Annotated in this window: 15 protein-coding genes; 7 read left to right on the forward strand and 8 right to left on the reverse strand. The window is 54.2% G+C overall.

All coding sequences use genetic code 11. The features are described from left to right. Nucleotides 1-100: 100 nt before the first annotated feature. Nucleotides 101-5,611, reverse strand: a complete 5,511-nt coding sequence (locus V6575_RS12065) for an apolipoprotein A-IV repeat region-like domain-containing protein (protein ID WP_340274591.1) — start codon at nucleotides 5,609-5,611, stop codon at nucleotides 101-103. 869 nt (nucleotides 5,612-6,480) lie between these two features. Between V6575_RS12065 and V6575_RS12070 the strand changes: the two genes are divergently transcribed. Continuing rightward, nucleotides 6,481-6,837, forward strand: a complete 357-nt coding sequence (locus V6575_RS12070) for an Hpt domain-containing protein (protein ID WP_340274592.1) — start codon at nucleotides 6,481-6,483, stop codon at nucleotides 6,835-6,837. Between the two features lie 148 nt (nucleotides 6,838-6,985). Further along, nucleotides 6,986-7,306 carry a 2Fe-2S iron-sulfur cluster-binding protein gene (locus tag V6575_RS12075; RefSeq protein ID WP_340274593.1) on the forward strand — a complete coding sequence of 107 codons (321 nt, stop codon included), beginning with the start codon at nucleotides 6,986-6,988 and terminating at the stop codon, nucleotides 7,304-7,306. 114 nt (nucleotides 7,307-7,420) lie between these two features. Here V6575_RS12075 and V6575_RS12080 read toward each other — a convergent pair whose 3' ends face one another. Next, a complete protein-coding gene (locus V6575_RS12080; RefSeq protein ID WP_340274594.1) occupies nucleotides 7,421-8,647 on the reverse strand; it encodes an MFS transporter in 1,227 nt (408 codons plus the stop codon). A 169-nt stretch (nucleotides 8,648-8,816) separates the two neighbouring features. On the opposite strand from V6575_RS12080, the gene V6575_RS12085 reads away from it, so the two are divergent. Both V6575_RS12085 and V6575_RS12090 read left to right on the forward strand, forming a co-directional pair. Further along, complete coding sequence (locus V6575_RS12085) at nucleotides 8,817-9,590, forward strand: AraC family transcriptional regulator (protein WP_340274595.1); 774 nt, start codon at nucleotides 8,817-8,819, stop codon at nucleotides 9,588-9,590. 96 nt (nucleotides 9,591-9,686) lie between these two features. Beyond that, nucleotides 9,687-10,109: a universal stress protein gene (locus V6575_RS12090; RefSeq protein ID WP_340274596.1), complete on the forward strand. Its 423-nt coding sequence runs from the start codon at nucleotides 9,687-9,689 to the stop codon at nucleotides 10,107-10,109. Between the two features lie 88 nt (nucleotides 10,110-10,197). Here the strand turns inward: V6575_RS12090 and V6575_RS12095 are convergent, their stop codons facing one another. The 6 genes from V6575_RS12095 to V6575_RS12120 form a co-directional block, all read right to left on the reverse strand. Next, on the reverse strand, nucleotides 10,198-11,373 hold the full coding sequence (locus tag V6575_RS12095; protein WP_340274597.1) for a vWA domain-containing protein: 1,176 nt from the start codon (nucleotides 11,371-11,373) through the stop codon (nucleotides 10,198-10,200). A 285-nt stretch (nucleotides 11,374-11,658) separates the two neighbouring features. Further along, nucleotides 11,659-12,723: a YcjF family protein gene (locus V6575_RS12100; protein WP_340274598.1), complete on the reverse strand. Its 1,065-nt coding sequence runs from the start codon at nucleotides 12,721-12,723 to the stop codon at nucleotides 11,659-11,661. Beyond that, nucleotides 12,720-14,201 carry a YcjX family GTP-binding protein gene (locus tag V6575_RS12105; RefSeq protein ID WP_340274599.1) on the reverse strand — a complete coding sequence of 494 codons (1,482 nt, stop codon included), beginning with the start codon at nucleotides 14,199-14,201 and terminating at the stop codon, nucleotides 12,720-12,722. Before V6575_RS12105 ends, V6575_RS12100 begins: the two co-directional genes overlap by 4 nt. A gap of 48 nt (nucleotides 14,202-14,249) precedes the next feature. Continuing rightward, complete coding sequence (locus tag V6575_RS12110) at nucleotides 14,250-14,795, reverse strand: SixA phosphatase family protein (protein WP_340274600.1); 546 nt, start codon at nucleotides 14,793-14,795, stop codon at nucleotides 14,250-14,252. 58 nt (nucleotides 14,796-14,853) lie between these two features. Next, nucleotides 14,854-15,408 (reverse strand): hypothetical protein, encoded by a 555-nt coding sequence (locus tag V6575_RS12115; RefSeq protein ID WP_340274601.1) that lies wholly within the window; start codon nucleotides 15,406-15,408, stop codon nucleotides 14,854-14,856. 32 nt (nucleotides 15,409-15,440) lie between these two features. Then, a complete protein-coding gene (locus V6575_RS12120) occupies nucleotides 15,441-16,283 on the reverse strand; it encodes an AAA family ATPase (protein WP_340274602.1) in 843 nt (280 codons plus the stop codon). Nucleotides 16,284-16,583: 300 nt separating this feature from the next. On the opposite strand from V6575_RS12120, the gene V6575_RS12125 reads away from it, so the two are divergent. The 3 genes from V6575_RS12125 (at nucleotide 16,584) to V6575_RS12135 (ending at nucleotide 21,442) form a co-directional block, all read left to right on the forward strand. Beyond that, entirely contained in the window at nucleotides 16,584-17,972 is a 1,389-nt protein-coding gene (locus tag V6575_RS12125; protein ID WP_340274603.1) for a flagellar hook protein FlgE, read from the forward strand. A 76-nt stretch (nucleotides 17,973-18,048) separates the two neighbouring features. Beyond that, nucleotides 18,049-19,902, forward strand: a complete 1,854-nt coding sequence (gene flgK / locus V6575_RS12130; protein ID WP_340274604.1) for a flagellar hook-associated protein FlgK — start codon at nucleotides 18,049-18,051, stop codon at nucleotides 19,900-19,902. A 7-nt stretch (nucleotides 19,903-19,909) separates the two neighbouring features. Next, nucleotides 19,910-21,442, forward strand: a complete 1,533-nt coding sequence (locus V6575_RS12135) for a flagellar protein (protein WP_340274605.1) — start codon at nucleotides 19,910-19,912, stop codon at nucleotides 21,440-21,442. Nucleotide 21,443 lies beyond the last annotated feature (1 nt).

Raw genomic sequence — 21,443 nt, forward strand, 5'->3', positions numbered from 1 at the left:
CTGATCCTGACTGTCACTGTCAGGATGTTGGTAGGTCGCGGGGACGGCAAAAAAAAGGCGGGCATTGGGCCCGCCTTTTTAATTTGAATGTCGACCTGAGTTAGTCGAGGCGACCACTTGCGTGGGCTAGCATCGTATAGACCTTTCCGGTGTCGGACGTCAGATAGGTCTGCCCCAGCATGTTGTCTCTGTCATTGCGCGACACCTGAGCCAGAAGTTGCTCGAAGTCCACGACATAGCGTTCTACTGCCGAGCGGAATTCCGGATCACGGGCGTACTTCTGGCGGATCTCGTCGAAGGTCTGCTGGCCTTGCAGGGTGTAGAGCCTGCGGGTGAATACGTGACGTTCGCCGCGCTTGTAACGGTCCCAAAGGTCAATGAAGGTTTCATGATCTATGGCCCTGGCGATGTCGACGGAAAGCGAATTCAGGCTATCAACCGTTTGCAGGGAAGACCGGGGCTGATCTTCAGCACCTTGATCCTCATCGCGTGAAGCGCGGCGCAGAAGGTCTGAGACCCAACCCTTGTTTCCAGCAGCTGATGCTTCCGGTGCAGGGGCCTGACGGCGCATTGGCTCAGCTGCGCGGGGTTCCGAATGGGCAGGCCTGCTGTCAGCCATGGGCTGAGATGGTGCTGGCTGACGGTCCGGCTTCCGGTAGCTTGGCGTTGGAGCTGGGGCTGCGATTGCTGCTTGTGCCTGCGGCCGTGCCGAGCGTTCCTGAGGATGCGATATGTCCAGGGTGTTGGACTGTTTGGCAACGATTTCGGACAGCTCAGTGAGGGCACGGATCTGTTCGTTGACCACTTTACGCAGTGCTGCAGAAGATGCTTCTGCTTCTTCAGGCAGGTTCAAGACACCCTGCTTGAGTTCGTTGCGTGTTGCGTCCAGTTCGTGATGAACGTCGCGGGCAACATCGCGCATGCGGGTCGCTGCTTCGTTGAAGCGGTCGGAGGCGTCTGTCACCGTGCGGGACATTTCCGACATGATGTCGTCCTGGGCAGAGCGAATTGCGTCGCGTGCCTTCTGACCTTCCATGCCAGCTGTCAGTCGCATGGACTCAAACTGCTCTGTGACCTGGCTTGTTGCTGCTTCCGCTGCTGCGCCCAACATACGCGCTGCTTCGCGCGCCTTGTCGTCTGCGGTTTCCAGCGTTTCCGACAAGGTGTTGGTGAAGGCACGCATCAGGCTGTCGACAGCTTCTGTCTTGGCCAGCAGCGTGTCTGCAACTTCTTCGATGGCAGTCTTGCGGTCAGCAACGCGGCCTTCGACAGATCTGTTGGTGTCCTCCAGATGGCGGGCCGCATTGGCCAGCTCAACAGCCTGATCATTGAACTTGGACGTCAATGAATGGATGTCTGCAAGCGTTGTGTCTGTGACTGTGCGCAGAGCATCAACCTGTTCGCCAATGAGGCCTGTGGAGACATTTGTCTCCGCGACGGCCCTGTCAACGGCAGTGCGGAACTCGCCGGCACGGCGACCGAGATTGACTTCCACTTCGTTCAAATTGTTGCCAGCAGAAGACACGATGTCCTGCAGGTTGGTGTTCGAAGCTTCCAGCTTGGTCAGGATCTCGGTGATGTCTGCTTCCAGATGGCGCTTTGTATCCACCAAAATGGAGGCAGCATGTTCACTGCGTTCATTCAGGCTTGCCACGATACGATCGCCTGCCTCAACGAGGGAGCGTGTTGCTTCCAAGCCGTTTTGGGCAAAGGTATCACTGACTTCACGTCCCTTCACGTTGATCGCATCAAGGATTGCCTTGTGCACTTCGGAGACACGGCCTGTTAGGTCATTTGCGCGGGTCTCAATGGCCGCGATGAGCTCGTTGCCATCTGTGCCGATGAGCTTGGCAAATTCGCCTGAGCGAGCGCCGAAGGCTTCATTGAGAGCGGATGCGTTGCCGAGCATTTCTGCAGCAACCGATTTGCCCTTGCTTGAGAGCAGTTCGGCAGCTTCGTTGACCGCATGGTTGACACGGGCGCGTACGATGTCTGCTTCGCCGGACATTTGGCCACGAATTTCTTCGAGGGTCTTGTTCAGCGTCTGGCGTGCCTGTTCGCTTTCTGCGGAGAGGTTGCCAGAAATTTCCGCGATGGTGCGGGACAGATCGCCGCGAACTTTTTCGCTTTCGCCGGTTAGTGACCCAGAGAACTCGGCAAGTGTGCCAACGTAAAGGGCACGGGCATTTTCGCTTTCAGCGGCCATGGAGCGGGCTGCATCGCCAACTGCGGACAGAACCAGCTCGCGGATTTTCGATGTCTCACCTGAGATTGAGCCAGATGCCTGTTCCATGATGGATGTGATGGAGTCTGCAGCTTTCTGGCTTTCTCCCACCAAGACACCACGTGCTTCGCCAACTGAGCCCAGAACAATCTGCCGCATCCGGTCGCCTTCGCCAGAAAGTTTGGCAGTTGCATCGTCGACGGATCCAAGAACGATCTCACGGATCTTGTCGCCCTCGCCCGAGAGCTTGACTGTGGCTTCGTCAACGGCACTGGACACAAGGTCAACTGTGCGGGTGCGCTCGTCAGACAATGTGTTGACCGCAGCAGAGACCGCTTCATTGATCATGTCGCGCATGCGAGTGCTTTCGGACGACAATGTACCGCCAGCTTCCGCAATGATACCCGTGAGGATGTCGCGTGCTTTTTCGCTCTCGCCGCTCAAAGTGCCGGAGATGCTGGCCAGGCGGTCGTTAAGGACTGTTTCCAGCTGGCTGGCGCGGGTGTCCAGTGTTTCTGCGACTTCGAAGACCTTGGCTCCGAGGGATACATTGATCTCTGCGATCCGTTCTGACAGGGATTCCGTTAGCTGTTCGCTCTGGTTTGCGAGCACTGTGCCGGCTTCAGACAAGCGATTGTCCAGCGCGGTGGTCATTTCTTGCTGGCCTTCGACGAAGGCACCGGCGATTTCACGTGTTCGTGTGATCAGGGTTTCGCTGATCTGACGTGCACGGTTGTCGAGGGTTTCGTCAATCCGGTCTGTGCCCGAGCTCATTGTCGTGGCGAGATGGTCTGCCTTTTCAGACATTGCGCTGGCTGCGATATCAACTCGTTCGCCGAGTGTCTTGCCGATTTCCTCGGCCCGGTCGGCAAGTGTCGTACCTGCAGCTTCAACGCGCTGTCCAAGCTGGATCGTGATGGCATCGGAACGATCTGCCAGAACGTCGGAGATGTTCCGGGTTTTTTCCTCCAGCACTTCAGTAATGCCGGATGTGCGTTGTTCGATAGCATCGGACAGGAGCGTCGTGCGGGTTTCAAGCGCAGCTTCAAAAGATGCCGTGCGATGATCCAGGGTTAGATCAAGAGTGTTGATCCGGCTTCCCAGGGACGCGTCCATTGCATCAACGCGGGTGGTGAAGGTGTTGTCGAGCGTTGAGAGGCGTGAATCCAGGGATTCGGAAAGAAGCAGCGTCTTGGTGTCGAAGGATTCGACCAATTGGCCACCACGGTCCGTAATGATGCTGTCCATCTCGTTGAGGCGAGCTGACAAGCTCTCCTGGAGGATCTGACCACGCACTTCGAGTGTTTCTGACAGCAGGGTACCGGCTGTGTTGATTTCATCTGCAACACGGCCACCGCGAGACCCAATCAGTTCAGCCAGGGATGTCCCGGTTTCTGCCAATTTTTGTGTCAGTTCGGATGTCTGATAATCGAAGCTGGCTGTGACCTCAGAGGAAATGCCCTCGAGAGACTGGCGGAACCCGAGGCTCTGCTGTTCCATCAATGCGGCCATTTCGTTGCCGCGTGCTGCCAGACGTTCATCAAGCTCGGAGCCGTTGATGGAAATGGCTGTGTAGATACGCTCTGAAATGTTGTCGAGCTTCTCAGCCAGTTCGCCGCCCCGGACGGTGATTGTGTTGGTTAGTGTGCCAGCTGTCTCGTCCAGCTTGGAAGCGATTTCTCCGCCGCGCAGGGAGAGGTCAACGACAATGGACTCTCCTGTGCCACGCAGGATTTCGGCAACTTCCGTGCTGCGTTCTGACAAGGTGTCGACGATTTCCGCGCCCTTGACCGAAATCGTGTTGGTGACTTCCTGACCGCGTTCGGAAATGCTCTCGACGACGCGGCTGCCAGTTTCGGCCAGGGACTGGTCGAGGTCGGTAACGCGTGTGTCGACTGTTCCGATGAGTTCTTGAGTGCGCGCAGTGACTGTATCAATCAGGCGACCGCTGGTGAGGGACAGGTTCGCATTAATTTCTTCCCCGCGCTGGCTGATCGTATCGCCAACCTGGGTACCCGTTGTTTCCATGGACGTGCGGAACTCTTCGGCTTTCAGAGACAGAGTGTCCACAACGCGGTTGGAAGAGTTCGAAAGCGCTTCGTTGATTTCTGTGCCGCGCGAGGAAAGGGTCTCGACGAAGGTGGTGGCTGTTTCAGCGAAACGATCGTTTACCTCATTGCCACGTGACGAGAGGGTTTCAGCGAAGGCGTTTGCCGTCTCGGCAAAACGGTCATTTACTTCCGTACCGCGTGACGACAAGGTCTCCCACATATCCGTGCCGGTCTTCGACAGATTGTCGACAAGGTCGTGTCCTGTTGTCGTCAGGCGGTTGACATAATCATCTGCCCGCACGGTCAGGGTTTCGATCAGTTCGTTGCCCGAAGAGCTCATGCTGGATGTGAGGGTTTCAAGCCTGTTGTCTACCGTCGATGTCAATTCGCCAACGCGGGAATCCACGGCTTCGACCATGCGCTGTGTTGCGGTGTCGACGGACGTACCGAATTCCTCAGATGTTGTGCTCAACTGGGCAGCAAAGCTGTCATGCGCGCCGGAAATGGTCTCCCGGACCCTGTCCGCATTCACGACAATAGACTCGCGCTGGCTCACGAGCTCCTCAATGAGGGATCGGATCTTCAGCTCGTTGTCATTGTAAGATCGCTCAAGGGACGAGACTTCGTTGTGAACCAGAACTTCCAGTTCACTGGCACGAGCGATTGCGCGCTCAATACCATCTCCCATTGCTGATACTTCGCGGCGAATGGCTTGCCCGACCGACAGAATTGACCCCTTTGCCATGTCTTCAGGTTCGGCAAGACGCAGGGCAACTTCGGTCATGCCGCGGGCGACAATACGCATTTCCTGCGCACGCCAGATCATCATTGCCATGACCCAGAAGAATACAATCGGCACCAAGATGGCTATGGCCGACAGGATCAACGCAGGTGAGGATGACAGTTGGTCGAGATTTGTCAGGCTGGGCAGCTTGTCACCCAAGGAAGACAATGTGAGCCGTGTTCCGACGAAACCCCAGATCAGCGTTAGAACCAAAGCACCCCAGAACGGTGCTGAGGATGGTCGGCGTTGAAGCGCAAATATCAGGCTGCCGATGTTGCGACGGTCATCATTGGCTGCTGGTGGGCGGCTACCCCGACCACGCCTGCGACCAGATTTCCCATCATCCCTGGAGGACTTGTCGTCGTCCTTGCCCAAGTTGGACTTCCCTGAAGAGGCTTGTCGTTCAGCCGCTCTATCGCTTGCTGAGGCTTTAGGAGGGCTTTCCAGTGCTTCGACACCGGTGTCCGGTCCGCCAAAGTCCAGCTTAAGTGCCTCTTCAACAGCGGACAGTGCCGCTTCCGCAGGGTCTTTAACCTTCGGGGGAGTTGCCATGATTGGATCGCCTCAGCTCGGTACTCAATTACTATCCTCAAGATACCCTGAACAAGGATATCCATCGAATTCAATGGCTTTGAGAAGCGCCGCCGTCTTTGTCTTAGATGCTTCTCGTGGCCTGACTTGGAAGGGGGCCGCCGCCGACCAACTGGTAGCTCAATCGCCACACAGTCTTTTCCCTACCTTGCCGCATCTCTTTATCTAATGGCACACTCTCTCCTAATGAACAACAAACGGCAATCCTTTTAAGGGTGTAGAGGCGATAGGTAATGACAAACACGAAGTGGAAAAAGGCCTCTGGGGATAGTTCAAAAGGGACTTCTGAGAGGCCTTCCAGCAGTGCTGACCCAAGCCGGGCGCAACTCTTTTGGCTGCAAAAAGGGCTTGATCAGCCGGGAGGGAAATTGCCTTTGTTTGATGAAAAGGGACGCGCGATTGCCGTGAGAACAATCCGTTCCTGTGTTGCGTCAGGATGGGCAGAGCCTTGGTTTTTAAACCCAATCAAGCCTGACTGGATTGTTTGCAAGCTCACACCGGCTGGTTTTGATATCTTGAAAAGGCCGGTTTGAAGTGGCTCGCTTAACGGATCAGGGAGATACTTAATCTCTGTTCATCGGGTCGGTTTGAAACCGGCAAGCGCAGTTCTGCGCGAGTATTAACCTTCAATGCGTAAAAAACGTTTAAATGCGTTAACCATTAATTCACTTTATTGGGGACATCGCCGTGTCCAGCACCCCATTTGAGAAGTTAGCCGGGGCTTTAACATCTCGTTTGTCCTTAAGGCGCACACTAAGTTTTCAAGATCGGTTTTCTCAGGGACACTAGCCGGTCTTTTTGTAGCCCATGTGGGGATAGAGAAGATGGCAATGGCATCCGTAGCGCGGTCTGAAGGCCGCACCCAAACAAACCCTCCGATTGATCTGGTCGCGCTTGCCACCAATACGTTGGGCAATCGGGACTTGGAACTTGAAGTTTTGCGCATGTTCAAGGCGCAGTCGCGATCCATGATGAGCCGTATTGATAACGAGATGACGCCCGCGCTTCAGAAAGACTTGGTGCATACTCTTAAAGGGTCCGCACGGGCTGTCGGTGCTGTGCAAGTTGCGCTCGTTTGTGAGGGTATTGAGGCTGAACTCGTCGCGGAACATACGCCGCCGCTGATCAGCCTGCATCAAGCTGTTGGCAGTGCCAATGCTTTTATCGATGAGCTGCTGGAAGGTTGATTTTTTGCTTTTGCGGCAAAATTACGCGCTTGCGCCTTAATTTTGAGCTGCTGGTTGGGTGATGTAGGGAGGGTCTGTCCTTGACCTTTCGCCTGGAACCTTTATGTCGGGAGGGAACCCTTTCCTTCCACTTGATCAGATGCGGGTCATGCCAAAAATCATTTATGTTACGTCCGATGGAGCTCGTATCGAAGTGGATGCGCCTGTCGGCTCCACCGTTATGGAAAACGCCATCAAGAACATGGTCCAGGGTGTCGAAGCCGAATGCGGCGGAGCATGCGCTTGTGCGACTTGTCATGTTTACGTTGATGAAACTTGGGTCGATAAAGTTGGCCAGCCTGAAGCGATGGAAGAGGACATGCTCGATTTCGCTTATGATGTGAAACCGACGTCCCGTCTGTCCTGCCAAGTAAAAATGACAGCCGAACTTGAAGGTCTTGTCGTCCATGTTCCTGAGCGTCAGGCCTAGGGTTAGAACTCTATAGGCTGGCGCGGCAGAGATGCGGAACCTTAGTTCGTTGCGACATGAAAAAGCCCACCGATTTGTGTCGGTGGGCTTTTGTCGTTTGGTCCGTCCGGCTTGTTATTCAGCGGCCTTGGGCAGAGAACGGCGGAACCATAAATTTACTTCTGCCCCCTCTTCAGGGTTGGACGGGATGATGCTTGCAAGAGCGAGACTCACGAGTGTCATGCCAGCGCCTGCAAGAAACACGGCCGCAGGCGACACGAGCCATATCAGGCCGAAGACAACGGGAATGACCACCGCTGCGATGTGATTGATGGTGAAGGCGACGCCTGCTGTTGGTGCGATATCCGCTGGATCTGCAATTTTCTGAAAGTATGTCTTGATGGCGATTGCGATGGCAAAGAACGCGTGATCAATGACATAAAGGCCGGCTGCCATGGTCGCGTTTGTTACAAACGCATAGCTGACGAACACGAAGGTCAGGCCGACATATTCCACCATCAATGCCTTGCGCTCGCCAAAGCGGACAATCAACTGGCCGATTTTTGGCGCGAGCAGCATGTTGAACAGGCCGTTCAAGAGAAACAGTCCGGCAACTTCATGAACGTGGTAGCCGAAACGCTCGACCATCAGGAAACCCGCGAAGACCGTGAAAATCTGACGCCTTGCGCCCGCCATGAAGGTGAGGGCGTAATAGAGCCAGTACCGTTGTCGCAGAAAGAGTTTCTTGCGCTGGGGGATGCCTTCGCGAAAGCTCGGGAACGCGAGAATAGCGAAGGCGAGCACCACAATGGTCAGGCCACCAGCCACGAGAAAAACGGTCGTGAACGACAGGTCAAAAGCCTTCCAGCCCAGGAAAATCAGCCCATAGGCGATCAGCTGGGCGAAGGCCCCGACCGAAATGATCTTGCCCATTGAGGCCGCTGCCGTTGCCTTGGGCAGCCACTGCAGGGACAGGGACTGGTTCATGGTCTCATAATAATGAAAGCCGACCGACATCACGAAGGTGGTGATGTAAAAGCCCATAGCCGTTGGGAAATATCCGGTAACTGCAACGCCGACGCCCAGCAGGGCCAGTGAGATATAGGCCAGTGTCTGCTCGCGCATGACCAGCAGGAAATAAATCGCGGCAAAGCTCAGGAAACCAGGAATTTCGCGGATAGATTGCTGGATCCCGATCTCGCGTCCCGTGAAGGACAGTTCCTGGACTGCAAAATTGTTCATCAGATTCCACCAGGCAGCGAAGGAAAGCTGCATGGCACCTGCCATGATCATCAAGAGAAAGACGGGTGAGCGCCAGCCAGTCATCGTTGCCGGGTTGGCGCTGCGGGTAAAATAACTCATATGCGTGAGGGTCCTGTAGGGCAGATCATATTTGAACTTTGCTTTTAAGAGTCTAGAGAGCCTGCGCGTTAGCGCTGTTTTGTCATCAAATGTCGCTCATTCGCCAAAAAAGAGCTATATGTATCCCCTGCCTTGGCCTCGTGCCAATTCCCAGAGGTTGATTGCTACCATGACCATTCATCCAGAACTGTCTGAATTTCCCAAGGGGCCAGTATCAGGTCCTCTGATCGGCTATGCGCGCACTGAGCCTGGTAACAGCACCAATGGCTGGCATGCGCATGATGCCGCGCAGCTCTTCCATGTGGTCAAGGGAGCTATTGCGATTGATACGCAAGACGGCACGTTTTTCGTGCCGCCAGAACGGGCTGTCTGGCTTCCGCCCAGAGTGAGCCATCAGACGCGATATCTGAACGAGACAGAAATCCGGTATATTTACGTTCAATATGATGCGGCTCAGGATCTGCCGCAAACACCTCATGTTCTTCAGGTGACGACCTTGCTGCGGGAGCTGATCCTGGAGTTCATGTCCTATCCGCGTTCGGAAACCGAGGGCGGGGCTGCTGCGCGCATTGCGTCTGTCATTCTGGACCAGCTCAAGATGTTGCCCGCAGCGCCCTTGCAATTGCCCATGCCGCAAGACAGCCGTCTACGGGATTTGTGCTCAGGTATTATCAGGTGCCCGGCCAATCAACCTTCCTTGGCTGAAGCTGCCTCGCGCTGCGTCATGTCGGTCCGCTCGTTTGAACGGAAGATTGGTGGGGAAACCGGAATGAGCTATCGGACCTGGTGCCGACAGGTAAAACTGTTCCGGGCTCTTGAGATGCTGGCGGATGGAGGCACTGTCTCTGAAGTGTCCCATCGTCTGGGCTATGAGGGACCAAGTGCTTTTGTGGCCACTTTCAAAAAGGCCTTCGGCGTGACGCCTGGCAGATATTTTTCCTGATCATTTGTTCTCACGTTCGGTCCGCATTTGATCTGTCTCATGGCTGGCAAGCCTTTGGCAGAGCAAAGTTGAACTACAACGAAGCTGGAGAGACAGATGTTCAAGAAAATTCTGGTGCCGATTGATCCAACAGAAGCTGGTTTTGCCAAGGACGCCATTGAGATGGCAGGCAAGTTCGCCAAGGATTACGGCTCGAAAATCCATCTGGTTGCCGTTTGCCAGGAAGTGCAGACATTTGTGGCCAGCCAGTTGCCTCAGGGCTTCCAGGATCAGGAAATTCAAGACACGCAGAACGCACTGGATGGTGTGACTGCGAAGTTCGGCCTTGCCGAAGGCATGGTCGACAGTCAGGTTCGGGTAGGATCTGTCTATCACGAGGTGCTGGAGGAAGCTGCTGCGTCAGGCTGTGACCTCATCCTGATGACCAGCCACAAACCGGGGCTCTCAACCTATTTCATCGGTTCCAATGCCGCGCATATTGTTCGCCATGCGCCGTGCTCGGTGACGGTCTTACGTTGAAGTGGCCTCATTGCCCTTATTAATCGAGGCAGCCTCGGCCCTGAACGCAGGCCGGGGTTTTCACGTCCGGGGCAGCAGGGGCAGGCGGTTACCGGGTGAGTTCTTTCATGGCTTCGGTCAGGCCTTCGACGGTCAGCGGGTACATTCGGTTTTCCATCAGCTCGTTGAGCATCTTGATGGAATGGGTATAGCCCCAGTGCTCCGGGCGAATCGGATTGAGCCAGACGGCGTTCTTGTAGAGGTTTGTGATCCGCTGCATCCAGGCGCTGCCCGGTTCTTCGTTCCAGTGCTCAACGGAACCACCGGCATAGGCGATTTCATAGGGACTCATGGAGGCGTCGCCGACAAAGATCACCTTGTAGTCGGCCGGATATTTATGCAGCAGGTCCAGGGTGCTGATGCGGTCTGAATGGCGGCGGCTGTTCTGCTTCCAGACATATTCATAAAGGCAGTTGTGGAAGTAGAAATGCTCCATGACCTTGAATTCGGTGCGGGCAGCTGAAAAAAGCTCTTCGCAAATCCGGATGTGATCATCCATGGAACCGCCGATGTCGAAGAACAGGATGACCTTGACCGCGTTGCGCCGCTCCGGCCTCATCTTGACGTCGAGCATCCCCTTGTGGGCGGTGGCCCGGATCGTGTCGTCAAGGTCGAGCTCTTCTGCAGCGCCTGTGCGGGCAAAGCTGCGCAGGCGCTTCAATGCAACCTGAATATTGCGGGTGCCAAGCGCGAGACTGTCGTCCAGATCCTTGAACTCGCGCTTGTCCCAGACCTTGACTGCCCGCCGGTGCCGGCTTTCCTTCTGGCCGATGCGCACGCCTTCCGGATTGTAGCCATAAGCGCCAAAGGGAGAGGTGCCGGCAGTGCCGATCCACTTGCTGCCACCCTGGTGGCGTTTTTCCTGTTCCTTCAGGCGTTCGCGCAGGGTCTCCATCAGCTTTTCAAACCCGCCGAGGGCTTTGATCTGGGCCTTGTCTTCTTCGCTCAGATGTTTTTCGGCCATTTTGCGCAGCCAGTCTTCTGGGATTTCTCCAGCGGGAGCATCGCTCATGAGGTCAAGGCCCTTGAAGACATGCCCAAACACCCGGTCGAACTTGTCGAGATTGCTCTCGTCTTTCACCAGCGTGACGCGGGCCAGATAATAGAAATCCTCGACCCGCCGCTCGGCAAGGTCCTGTTCCAGCGCTTCCATGAGCGTCAGATATTCCCTTAAGGAAACAGGAACGCCAGCAGATTTCAGTTCGGTGAAAAAGGTGATCAACATGGGTTTGAAGGTAGCGCCTCCATCAAGGTGTGTCGAGGTGTCTGAAGTTGATCCGGTGGAGGTCTTTTGGGGTCATCAAGAAAGAAGAGCGACCAATTTGGCCGCTCTCAAGTTGGGGAGGAAGTGGTTTATGTCAGCCGGCTTTTGACGACTGAGATGTCAGCTCCACGAGAGATCTAGATTGGTCTCTCACAGACATTCCAAACGCTCAGACTGCACATGTCAAAGGACGCACAGTCGGGGAGAATGTGATGGAAAGGCGAGACCGGAGGCGAGGAAATGCCGTTATTTCTTCGGCGCGACCTCATCGGCCGTGCGCATCAGTTCGCCCATGAAGTCCGAGATTGTCGGGCCTTTGCCCGCAACGAAGGGGGCAGGGCGGCACACGGCGATTGCGGCAATGCCAATGCGGGCGGTGAGAAGTCCGTTGATGACGCCTTCGCCGAGGCGGGCTGAAAGACGGGCGGCCAAGCCATGACCCAGAACCTGGGAGGCGAGACTGTCGCCAGCTGCCATGCCGCCTGTGAGTGCCAGATGGGTCACAACCTGGCGGGCCAGCCGGAAGAACCCGAGGCTGCCGGGGCGGCCGCCATAAAGCGCAGACAGACGGCGAATGATGCGCATGTTCTCAAAAAGGACGGCCAGCAGATCGACAAGCGCTCGTGGACTGATGGCGGTGACCAAAGACACGCGCTTGGCGCTGCTCATAACAATGTGCCGGGCTTCAAGGTCAATCGGAGACAGAAGATCCCGTTCGGCTAGAATGATGAGGTCACGGCCGTCTATGACTTCACGCATGTGGCTCTTGAGCACCTTGCGGCCGCGGGCTGTTTCCGGGCGATCCGTGTAGAGATCCATCAGCTGGTTTAGGTTGGCTTGTGCTTTCTTCGTGTCGTTGGTGTTAGCTGCCTCGGTGAGGGCATCGCGCAGGTGATCTATTTTGCCGACTCTCAGAACGCCGAGGCATTCACGGATAATAAGCCCAAAAAGACCGAGCACACAAAGCACCGTCAAACCAATGGCCGTCCAGCCGAGCCAGTCGGTGCGGGCAAACAGAACCCGGATAAGGCCGTCTATGGCCAGTCCAACGGACAAGCTGACAAGACCTGTTAGGCCGATCCCGATCCACTTGCCGAAGGAGATGCCTTTCTTGGGATGGCTGGTTTCCAAGGGTTGGTGCAGTTCGATCTCATCAGCTGTATCTGGCGAAATCAGGGTTTCTGCACTGAGAGCGGTTTCCAGCTCATCATCGGCATAGCGGACGCGCTCGTCGTTGAGGGAAAACGCAGCGGGCCTGCGGTTGGCGCGTTGTGGGCCAGGCCGAGCTCCGGTGTCGGATTTTTTCGTCATGTCAGGCGATCTCCGATCAGGAATTCCAAAGCTCTGTCCAGGCGAATGTGAGGCAAAGACAGGCTCATGCCTTCAACGGTCCGATCCAATTTCGGCGGGCGAAAACGCAGGAACTGCAGTTCGGTCTCTTTGGTCGATAGGCCTTCAGAATAGGATCCAGATGTCTGGAACACTGTGTCCGTGTTCTCAGGCAAGTCTCCGGGGAATACGGCGATCTCTGACTTGCCGTCGAAATTCTGTCCATCCAGTGCTTCACCGGGCAGGGGCACACCTAAAATGGCCGGGAGCTCTTGTTTGCCATGGGTGACGGTTGCCTCGCGGGTCGCGCGTACGGCTGCCAGCGCCAGAACATCAACCTCAGCGCCTTTGAACTGGGCGTGTTCCATGCCCTTGGCAACGAGCCTTTTCAAGATGGCCTGAAGCCTGTCATGGTCTTCGCGGTGCAGATGATCGGCCTTTGTGGCAGCAAATAATATCCGGTCGATCCGGCGACTGATGATTGAGGACAGCCAGCTTTTCTTGCCCGGTCTGAAGGATGTCAGAACCTCGCCGAGCGCTGTCTGCAGGTCTTTGAGTGCATGAGGACCAGCATTGAGCGCGTGGAGCACATCGACCAAGACGATCTGCCGATCCAGCCGGGCAAAATGATCCCGGAAGAACGGGCGGATGACGTGGGTTTTATAGGCTTCGAATCGACGCTCCATCATGGCTCGGAATGTGCCGTTGCGCGGAGCGGGGGCATCAAAAGCAATGTCGAGCGGCGCGAATGTGAGCGCAGGTGAACCGTCCAGATCACCGGGCATCAAAAACCGTCCGGGAGGGAGCATAGACAGGGCGTGTGTGTCTTGGCGGCAAGCCGCGAGATAGGTCTTGAACGATTGCGAGAGCCGCTGGGCATCGGTTTCGCTTTCCGGCCCCTCAGGATCAATCTGCGACAGGGGCTCCAGAAACGGTGCTGCTATCTTGTCGCGGTTGTTTGCCCGGGCGCGCTTTAGCGCTTCCGCAGAGAATTGGGCGTAGGATTGTTTCAGCAGTGGCAGGTCGAGCAGCCATTCTCCCGGATAATCGATGAGGTCCAGATGCAGCTTTCCGGGACCAAGCTTGCGGGACAGATAAGATGCACTCTCATATTCTATGGTCAGCCGGAGTTCGGAGACCTGGCGGGTTGACTGTGGCCAGATCCTGTCCTCCACCAGCGCAGCCACATGAGCCTCATAATCAAACCTGGGGACTGCATCGTCTGGCTGAGGTTGCAGGAAGGCACGTGTCAGGCGTCCGCCGGATGCTGCACTGAAGACCGGCAGGCGTCCGCCATGAACGAGATTGTGCACCAGGGCTGTCAGGAATACGGTTTTCCCGGCGCGGGCCAGACCCGTCACGCCAAGGCGCAGGCTGGGAACCGCGAGATCGCTGGCTGTGTCTGTCAGGTTGGCAAGGGTCAGTCGTGCTTCGTCGGCGATGTTGAGCAGTCTGTTCAAGGGGCTACCTCCAACATCAGATGTAGGCACGAGGGGAAGCCTTCGCAATCAGGATTGTTTGTCTTGCAGGCTGCGCGGCTTTATGAACGCCTCAAGATGGCAGCTTTCGCTGGTCAGAGACTTCCAAGCGTCGATGGGACAATCATAGACAGTCAGGGCGCCGGAGGGATATTTCAACTCCATGTCCGCCCTCAAGTCCGGCTGATCACCCATATAAAGCGTGTGGGCTGTGTCTTCTATCGCGGGGTTGTGGCCGATTAACATGAGTGTTTTTGTTGCACCGCCTTCGGCGCGGATGGTTTGAATATAATCCGCTCCGCTTTGATCATAGAGAGATTGAAGCAGTCGGATTTCGGCTTCCTGCTTAAAATTTGGAAGAAGAAATGACAGGGTTTCCCGGGTTCTTTGAGCCGTGGAGCAGAGGATCAGGTCGGGTCTCAAATGGTTCTCTTCAAGGAATGCACCCATAGCGCGCGCCGCGTTCCTGCCACGGTTGCTCAGAGGACGATCTATGTCTTCAAGTCCTGGATCGCCCCAATCAGATTTTGCATGGCGAAGTAATAAGAGGCGAAGCACAGAGGTATCCTTTGTCATTCGATGATCAAAAGTTAAGAGAGGCAGAGTTCAGTATTCTTAAATTGGAATTCTGCTCTCAATTTTGACTGGTGAGAATGTTTGTAAATGCAGCGACTGCCGGACCTACATCAGCTTCCTGTGACGGCAGCAAATAAGACATCCAGAGTGTATAGTCAGCCTTGCGCCCGGAAAACCGCCAAAGTGTTTCGCATAGAGTATTGGCGGTCCAATCTCTGGTCTTGAATGAAATTCCACTTTCCGCAGCGCCAGAGAGTGAGATTTGTGAGAAACCTGCCGATTTATAGGCTGATTGAAAATGCTCTGCAGCCTTCTGACTCGTACCCGACAGGTGTTGACGCAAAATGGCTTTGAAACCGTGATCGCCGGTGTAGACGCAGCCAGCCATGCGATCGGCATCTGCCGCCAACACCTTGGTTCGAAATAAACTGCCGACAATGTCTGGGCATCTGAGCCCGCTGAAATGCCGCATCCCACGGACGTCGTTGACCCATCCAACTTGCTGTTGGGCAACTTGATTCTGTGCTGATCCGGATTGTTGATCGGCGATCATTGTGATGCTTGCCAGCCCTATGAGAAGAATCAGACTTCGCATTTGATTGCCCGCGTTCATGAAAAGATGTTTCCCGTGAGACTTATCTTTTACTATCGTTCTCTGCGCGCCATGAACGCAAGCCTTTCGAACAGATGGACATCCTGTTCGTTCTTCAAAAGTGCACCGTGAAGTGGCAAGATGACTTTCTTGCCGTCGCCCGTGCGCAGGGTTTCCGGATCAATATCTTCATTCACAAGCAGCTTGATCCAGTCAATAAGTTCGGACGTCGAAGGCTTTTTCTTCAGTCCTGGAACATCGCGAACTTCGTAAAAGAGTGTCAGCGCCTCGCGCAGCAGACGTTGCTTCAGCCCGGGGAAGTGGACCTCGACAATGTCTGTCATGGTCTCCCGGTCCGGGAACTTGATGAAATGGAAGAAGCAGCGACGCAAGAACGCGTCCGGCAGGTCTTTTTCATTGTTGGAAGTGATGATCACGACGGGGCGTCGGACTGCCTTGACGGTTTCGCCGGTCTCATAGACATGAAACTGCATTCTGTCGAGTTCGAGCAGAAGGTCATTTGGAAACTCGATGTCGGCCTTGTCGATTTCATCGATCAGCAGAACAGGGCGTTCTGGTGCGGTGAAAGCTTCCCAGAGTTTGCCCTTACGGATGTAGTTGTTGATGTCCTTGACCCGTTCATCGCCCAATTGGCTGTCGCGCAGGCGAGAGACAGCGTCATACTCATAGAGTCCCTGTTGTGCCTTGGTGGTTGATTTTACGTGCCACTCAATCAACGGGGTCTTGAGGGCTGCGGCAACCTGCTCTGCCAGAATGGTCTTGCCGGTGCCGGGTTCTCCCTTGACCAGAAGTGGTCTTTCCAGGGCAACGGCCGCATTGACCGCAATCCTGAGGTCCTCTGTGGCGATGTAGTCGTCCGTTCCTTCAAAGCGCATCAATTCATCCATCAGTTCTGTGTTCGGCAGAGACTAGGGCGTGGCTTGTTGGGGCGCAAGCTGCGCCTCTGCATTGCACCATTGTTCCGAACTGTGGGGCGGGAATTGCCGGATAAGCTCGGAATCTTTTGCCTGTCGGTCGAATTGTGCCGCTTGGCATTGCGTCTGAAAATTTCTGTAAAAGTGATAAGTAACTGAAAAATATGATAAAGAAAATTCGCCTGGCAGTTGGCATGGGGATTGCGATCTGGGTGGCAGTGAATTTTAGGGCATATGCCCGGATGTATATGAGGACGTGAAATGGGTATTTACGGGGCTATCAACTCAGCGACTTCCGGTCTGTCTGCGCAGGCGACTGCATTGGAGAATATTTCCGGTAACGTCGCGAACTCCCAGACGACAGGATACAAGCGTCTGGATACGACGTTTGCGGATCTGGTTTCTGGTGGTGGTGCAACGCAGGCGAGCCAGGTTGCTGGAACGACCTTTGCGACGTCCCGTGCGACCAACACTATTCAGGGTGATATCTCGGATTCCGCTGTTGATACCTATATGGCGATCAATGGTGATGGCTACTTCGTGGTGACATCTGCTGCTGATGTGGTTGACGGTCAAACTACATTTGCCGACGATAGCTATTATACCCGCGCCGGCGACTTCGAAATTGATGAAGATGGCTACATGGTGAACCGGTCTGGTTATTACCTGATGGGCTATCAGCTTGATCCGGCAACAGGCAATCCGATTGGTGATGCGACGGGTGTTATCCAAATCGATGATCAGCCGATCCCTGCCAAAAAGACAACTTCTATCGATTATCAGGCAAATTTGCCGCCAGTGCCTGCAACAACTCGTTACGACGGTGCTGATCCGGCGTCGGCTCTCCTAGATCCGGCAATTGTGACTGCGGATATTCCTAATACGCAAACTGATATTTTCCGCGAAAGCTCGATCTCTGCTGGGTCCAAGACCGTTTACAATGAAAACGGAACCGGGTTGAATGTTGATGTGCGCTGGGCAAAAACCGCGAATGCTGATCCTGCTGCTCTCCCAACAGCCATTGAGGATACCTGGAGCATGTATGTCAGCTCCGGTGGTGCCGGTACTGACGACTGGCTGCAGGTTGGCTCAGCTACGTTTGATGGCGCAGGTGATCTTTCAGGGCTGACGGCTGGTTCTGTGGGTACAGTAAGTGTTAGCGGTGATGGCTTTGATGTCGCGTCCCTAACGGTAGGGAATACAACACTGACCGGCCTTAATCTCGACTTTGGGACTGATCTGACTCAGTTCTCAGCGAATTCCAGCATTGCGTCTTCCGTTGCTCTTAGTCAGGACGGTTATGCTGCTGGTGAAATTGTCGGGATATCTATTGATGAGTCTGGCCGGATCAATGCGAGTTATTCGAACAGTCAATCTCGAGCTCTCTATGAAATTCCACTGGCAGAATTTGATGCTGAACAAGAGCTCCGCCGCGTAAATGGTTCAGCCTTTGCCGCGACACCTACCTCTGGTGAGGCGACGTTGACTGCTTCCGGTGCTGTTCTGGCGAACTCCCTCGAATTGTCCAATGCGGACATCGCGGATGAGTTTTCCAAGCTGATTATTACGCAGCAGGCCTATTCGGCCAATTCAAAAATAATCACGTCTGCGGACGAAATGCTGGATTCCGCTCTGAACATGGTTCGGTAACTGAAAACTGTTTCGTCGGCGGGGGCATCGCTCCCGTCGGTTTTAGTAGTGTAGTGAAAGGGCAGGAGACAAGGCCATGGGGTTGACATCTGCCCTGCATACGGCGCTTTTCGGGATTACGTACAATCAGAAGCAGATTGATGTAACCGCCTTGAACATCGCCAATGCTGACACAGTTGGTTACACATCTAAGTCAGTTTCTGCCAACGTCTTTTTTGATGGCCGGGGCAACGTCTCTGGCATTTTGTCAACAGAGATCAGGCGGTCTGTTGACGAGTCTATTCAGTCTTCCTACTTCTCATCTCTGTCGGATGCAAAATATGCGTCTCAAGTTTCCCAGTTTACAGCGCGGCTTGATGACCTTTTTGGAACCTTGAACGATAGTTCCGGCTTGAATTCCTTGATGACGAATTTTTCCAGTTCGCTTTCTGCACTGGTCAATGATCCCAGCCAAAATACAGCTCAAAAAGAAGTGGTTGCTGCTGCTGACAGCTTGGCGCGCCAACTGAATTTCTCCTATCAGGAAATTTCGGATCTCCGACGGACTTCAGATTCATTGCTTTCCGGTCAAGCAGAAGACATGAACGGATTGCTTCAGTCTATTGAAGATATTGATGCCAAAATTACCGAGGCACGTATCGCCGGGAACTCAACAGCTGACATGTTGGATCAGCGTGATCGTTATATTGAGCAGCTGTCGGGCTATGTTGATATTGAAGTCAGCCAGCAGAGTGGTGGTCAGCTACAAATAACAACACACTCTGGCGAACAGCTATATTCAGATAGCAAGGCGTCTACGATTTCTTTTGCACCCACAACTTCGTTTCGCGCTGGTGAAAGCGGGAATTCTGTTGTGGTTCGCACCCCGGGCGGGACAACATACGATCTCGTTGAATCGTCTAAATCAGGGTCGATTGTCGGCCTTGCCGAGATGCGCGATGAAGTGCTTGTTGAAGCTCAAGCGCAGCTGGATACGATTGCTGCTGAACTCTCCTTGGCAATGTCGAATGTGAATGTTGCGGGCACTGCCTATACAGACGGTACTGACAGCGGTTTCGATCTTGATGTGTCTGCCCTTCAGGCAGGGAACACTGTCTCGCTCTCCTATACAGATGCGGCAGGTGCCACGCAAAATGTCACATTTGTTGCGGTGACTGATGTCGCCTTACTTCCCCTTGAGGATGGGGCGACAGCCCGGGCGGATGATACAGTTTACGGCATCGATATTTCCAGTGGAACTCCTGGAACCTATGTGACTCAAATGATTGCGGCACTCGCGGCGACGCCTCTTCAGGTCTTCGATGACGGGGCTGGAAATTTGCGTGTGATCGGTGATGTGGGCGCTCCGGCATCCGTTGCCAGCCTTTCAGCCAATGTTACTCCGACTGCAAATGCGGATCAGGGAACCGGGCTTTCGGTCTTTGTCGATAAACGGAACGGTGAAGAGCTCTTCACAGATGCGCTGGAGAATGGCGGTCAACGTGTTGGCTATGCCGGGTCTATTTCAATCAGCGCAGCTCTTGATGCTGACAGTTCTCTGTTGGTTGACTATCAGACGACCCCGTCAGCAAATTCCCCCAATGACTCAGCCAGAGCCGAGCATCTTCTTGCGGGTTTGACCGGGCAGGGTGTTGTCTTTGACGCAAGCGTTGGCATTGGCAGCTCGGGGTCTCCCTATGAGGGAAACCTGATGTCCTATGTCAACGAGGTGATTGCCTACCAAGGTAATCAGGCCAATGACGCGAATACATATGCGCAGTCCAAGGAGACGCTGACGACCAACCTCGCGATACGTTACGAGGATAGTTATTCAGTCGATGTGGATGCCGAAATGGCATTTTTGGTCGAGCTTGAAAATGCTTACGCTGCCAATGCTCGGGTGATGCAGGCAGTGAATGATCTCTTCGATGTTTTGTTGAATTCGGTATAGGTGCATCATGGCGATTGATACGATAACAACGTCAAGGTCTTACATGACCAAACAGGTTACCAGCCTGAGCAAAATGATGGTTGAGAAGACAACTCAGCTGGCGTCGGAAAAGTCATCGACGACCTTTGGCGGCTTGGGAAACAATCGCTTGTTGGATCTTGAACTGACCCAAAGGGTTGGACAGATCGATGCCTACAAGGAAACCATTATTCAGGCGAACCTTCATATGGAGACGCTGAACCTGACATTGGAACGGCTTGAAGACCTGCGCATTGATGCAAAAGCGGCAATCAACTCCAATGACTTCGTGCTTCAGTCCGATGGTCAGACACGGTCGCAGGAAACTGCAAAGGTTCTGTTGCATGAAGCCGTAAATCTTCTGAACACTGAAGTTGCTGGTTACTATCTGTATGGCGGAAAAGATGCATTTACTGACCCGGTCGCCGCTGTTGAGGACATTCTTGAAGGTGCGGGGGGCAAGGATGGCCTGAAACAGGTCATGAATGAATTTTACCAGGCAAACCTGGGCGCTAATAACAATGGCCGTCTGGATGTTTCTGCCTTGACTACAAATCTCACTCTTGGGGTTCCGACAGATTCCACATTCACGATCGCTGAAGATGGCGCTCACGATTTTGGGTTTGATATATCCTCGGTAACTTCTGGCTTGAGTAATGTCGCGATCACTGGTCCCACAGGCACGGATCCTGATAGTTTCGATGTCCAATTCACAGGTCAGCCAGTCCTTGGAGACGAGATCTCTTTTGAGTTTACGCTGCCACCTGGTCACACGGAGACATTCAAACTGGACTTGAAGGCCACATCAGAAGGCGGCGAGGGAGCTTTTGCAATCGGGGCAGATCTTGCCGAGACGGCTGAGAACCTGCGCGTCAAGATTTCCGAGGAACTGGAGAAGGAGGCTCAAACAAGTCTGAAAGCAATTTCTGATGAATGGGCCGCAGACAATTTCTTCGATACTTTCGGTGGGGCTGAGCCAATGCGCGTTGATGGGCCGCCTTTTGACACTTCAACGACCTTGATCAGTGGTGCCGCGACAACAGTTGCCTGGTACGTTGGTGAGAATTCACCGACGACGGACGCCCGAAATGACAAAAGTGCAATTGTCGATAATAACCTTGAAGTGAACTACGGAGCCCGGGCAAATGAAAACGGCTTGAAGGATATCGTCAAATCTCTTGCGACCTTCATCAGCGCTGATTTCTCAGCGGCCACGGATAATGACAAGCTGTATTATTCATCGTCGGCCGCAAGCATGCGCGCGATCTTGCAGCCGGAAGGCGCAGATCAGTCAGGGATTGTTGACATTACGACTGATGTTGCCATCGCCTATCGAGCAGTCAAAAATTCGGATGATCGACATGACCAAATGCGATCCAGTTACCTGACAACCGTGGATGAGATCGAAGGCGTGGACAAAGAGCTCCTTGCTGCTGAAATCCTGCAGCTGCAAACCAATATTGAAGCGTCCTACAGAGCCTCCTCTATCGTTTATAATCTCAGCATCGTCGATTACCTGTAAA

It is taken from the genome of Roseibium algae, assembly GCF_037783265.1.
In the GTDB taxonomy this organism is placed as follows: domain Bacteria; phylum Pseudomonadota; class Alphaproteobacteria; order Rhizobiales; family Stappiaceae; genus Roseibium; species Roseibium algae.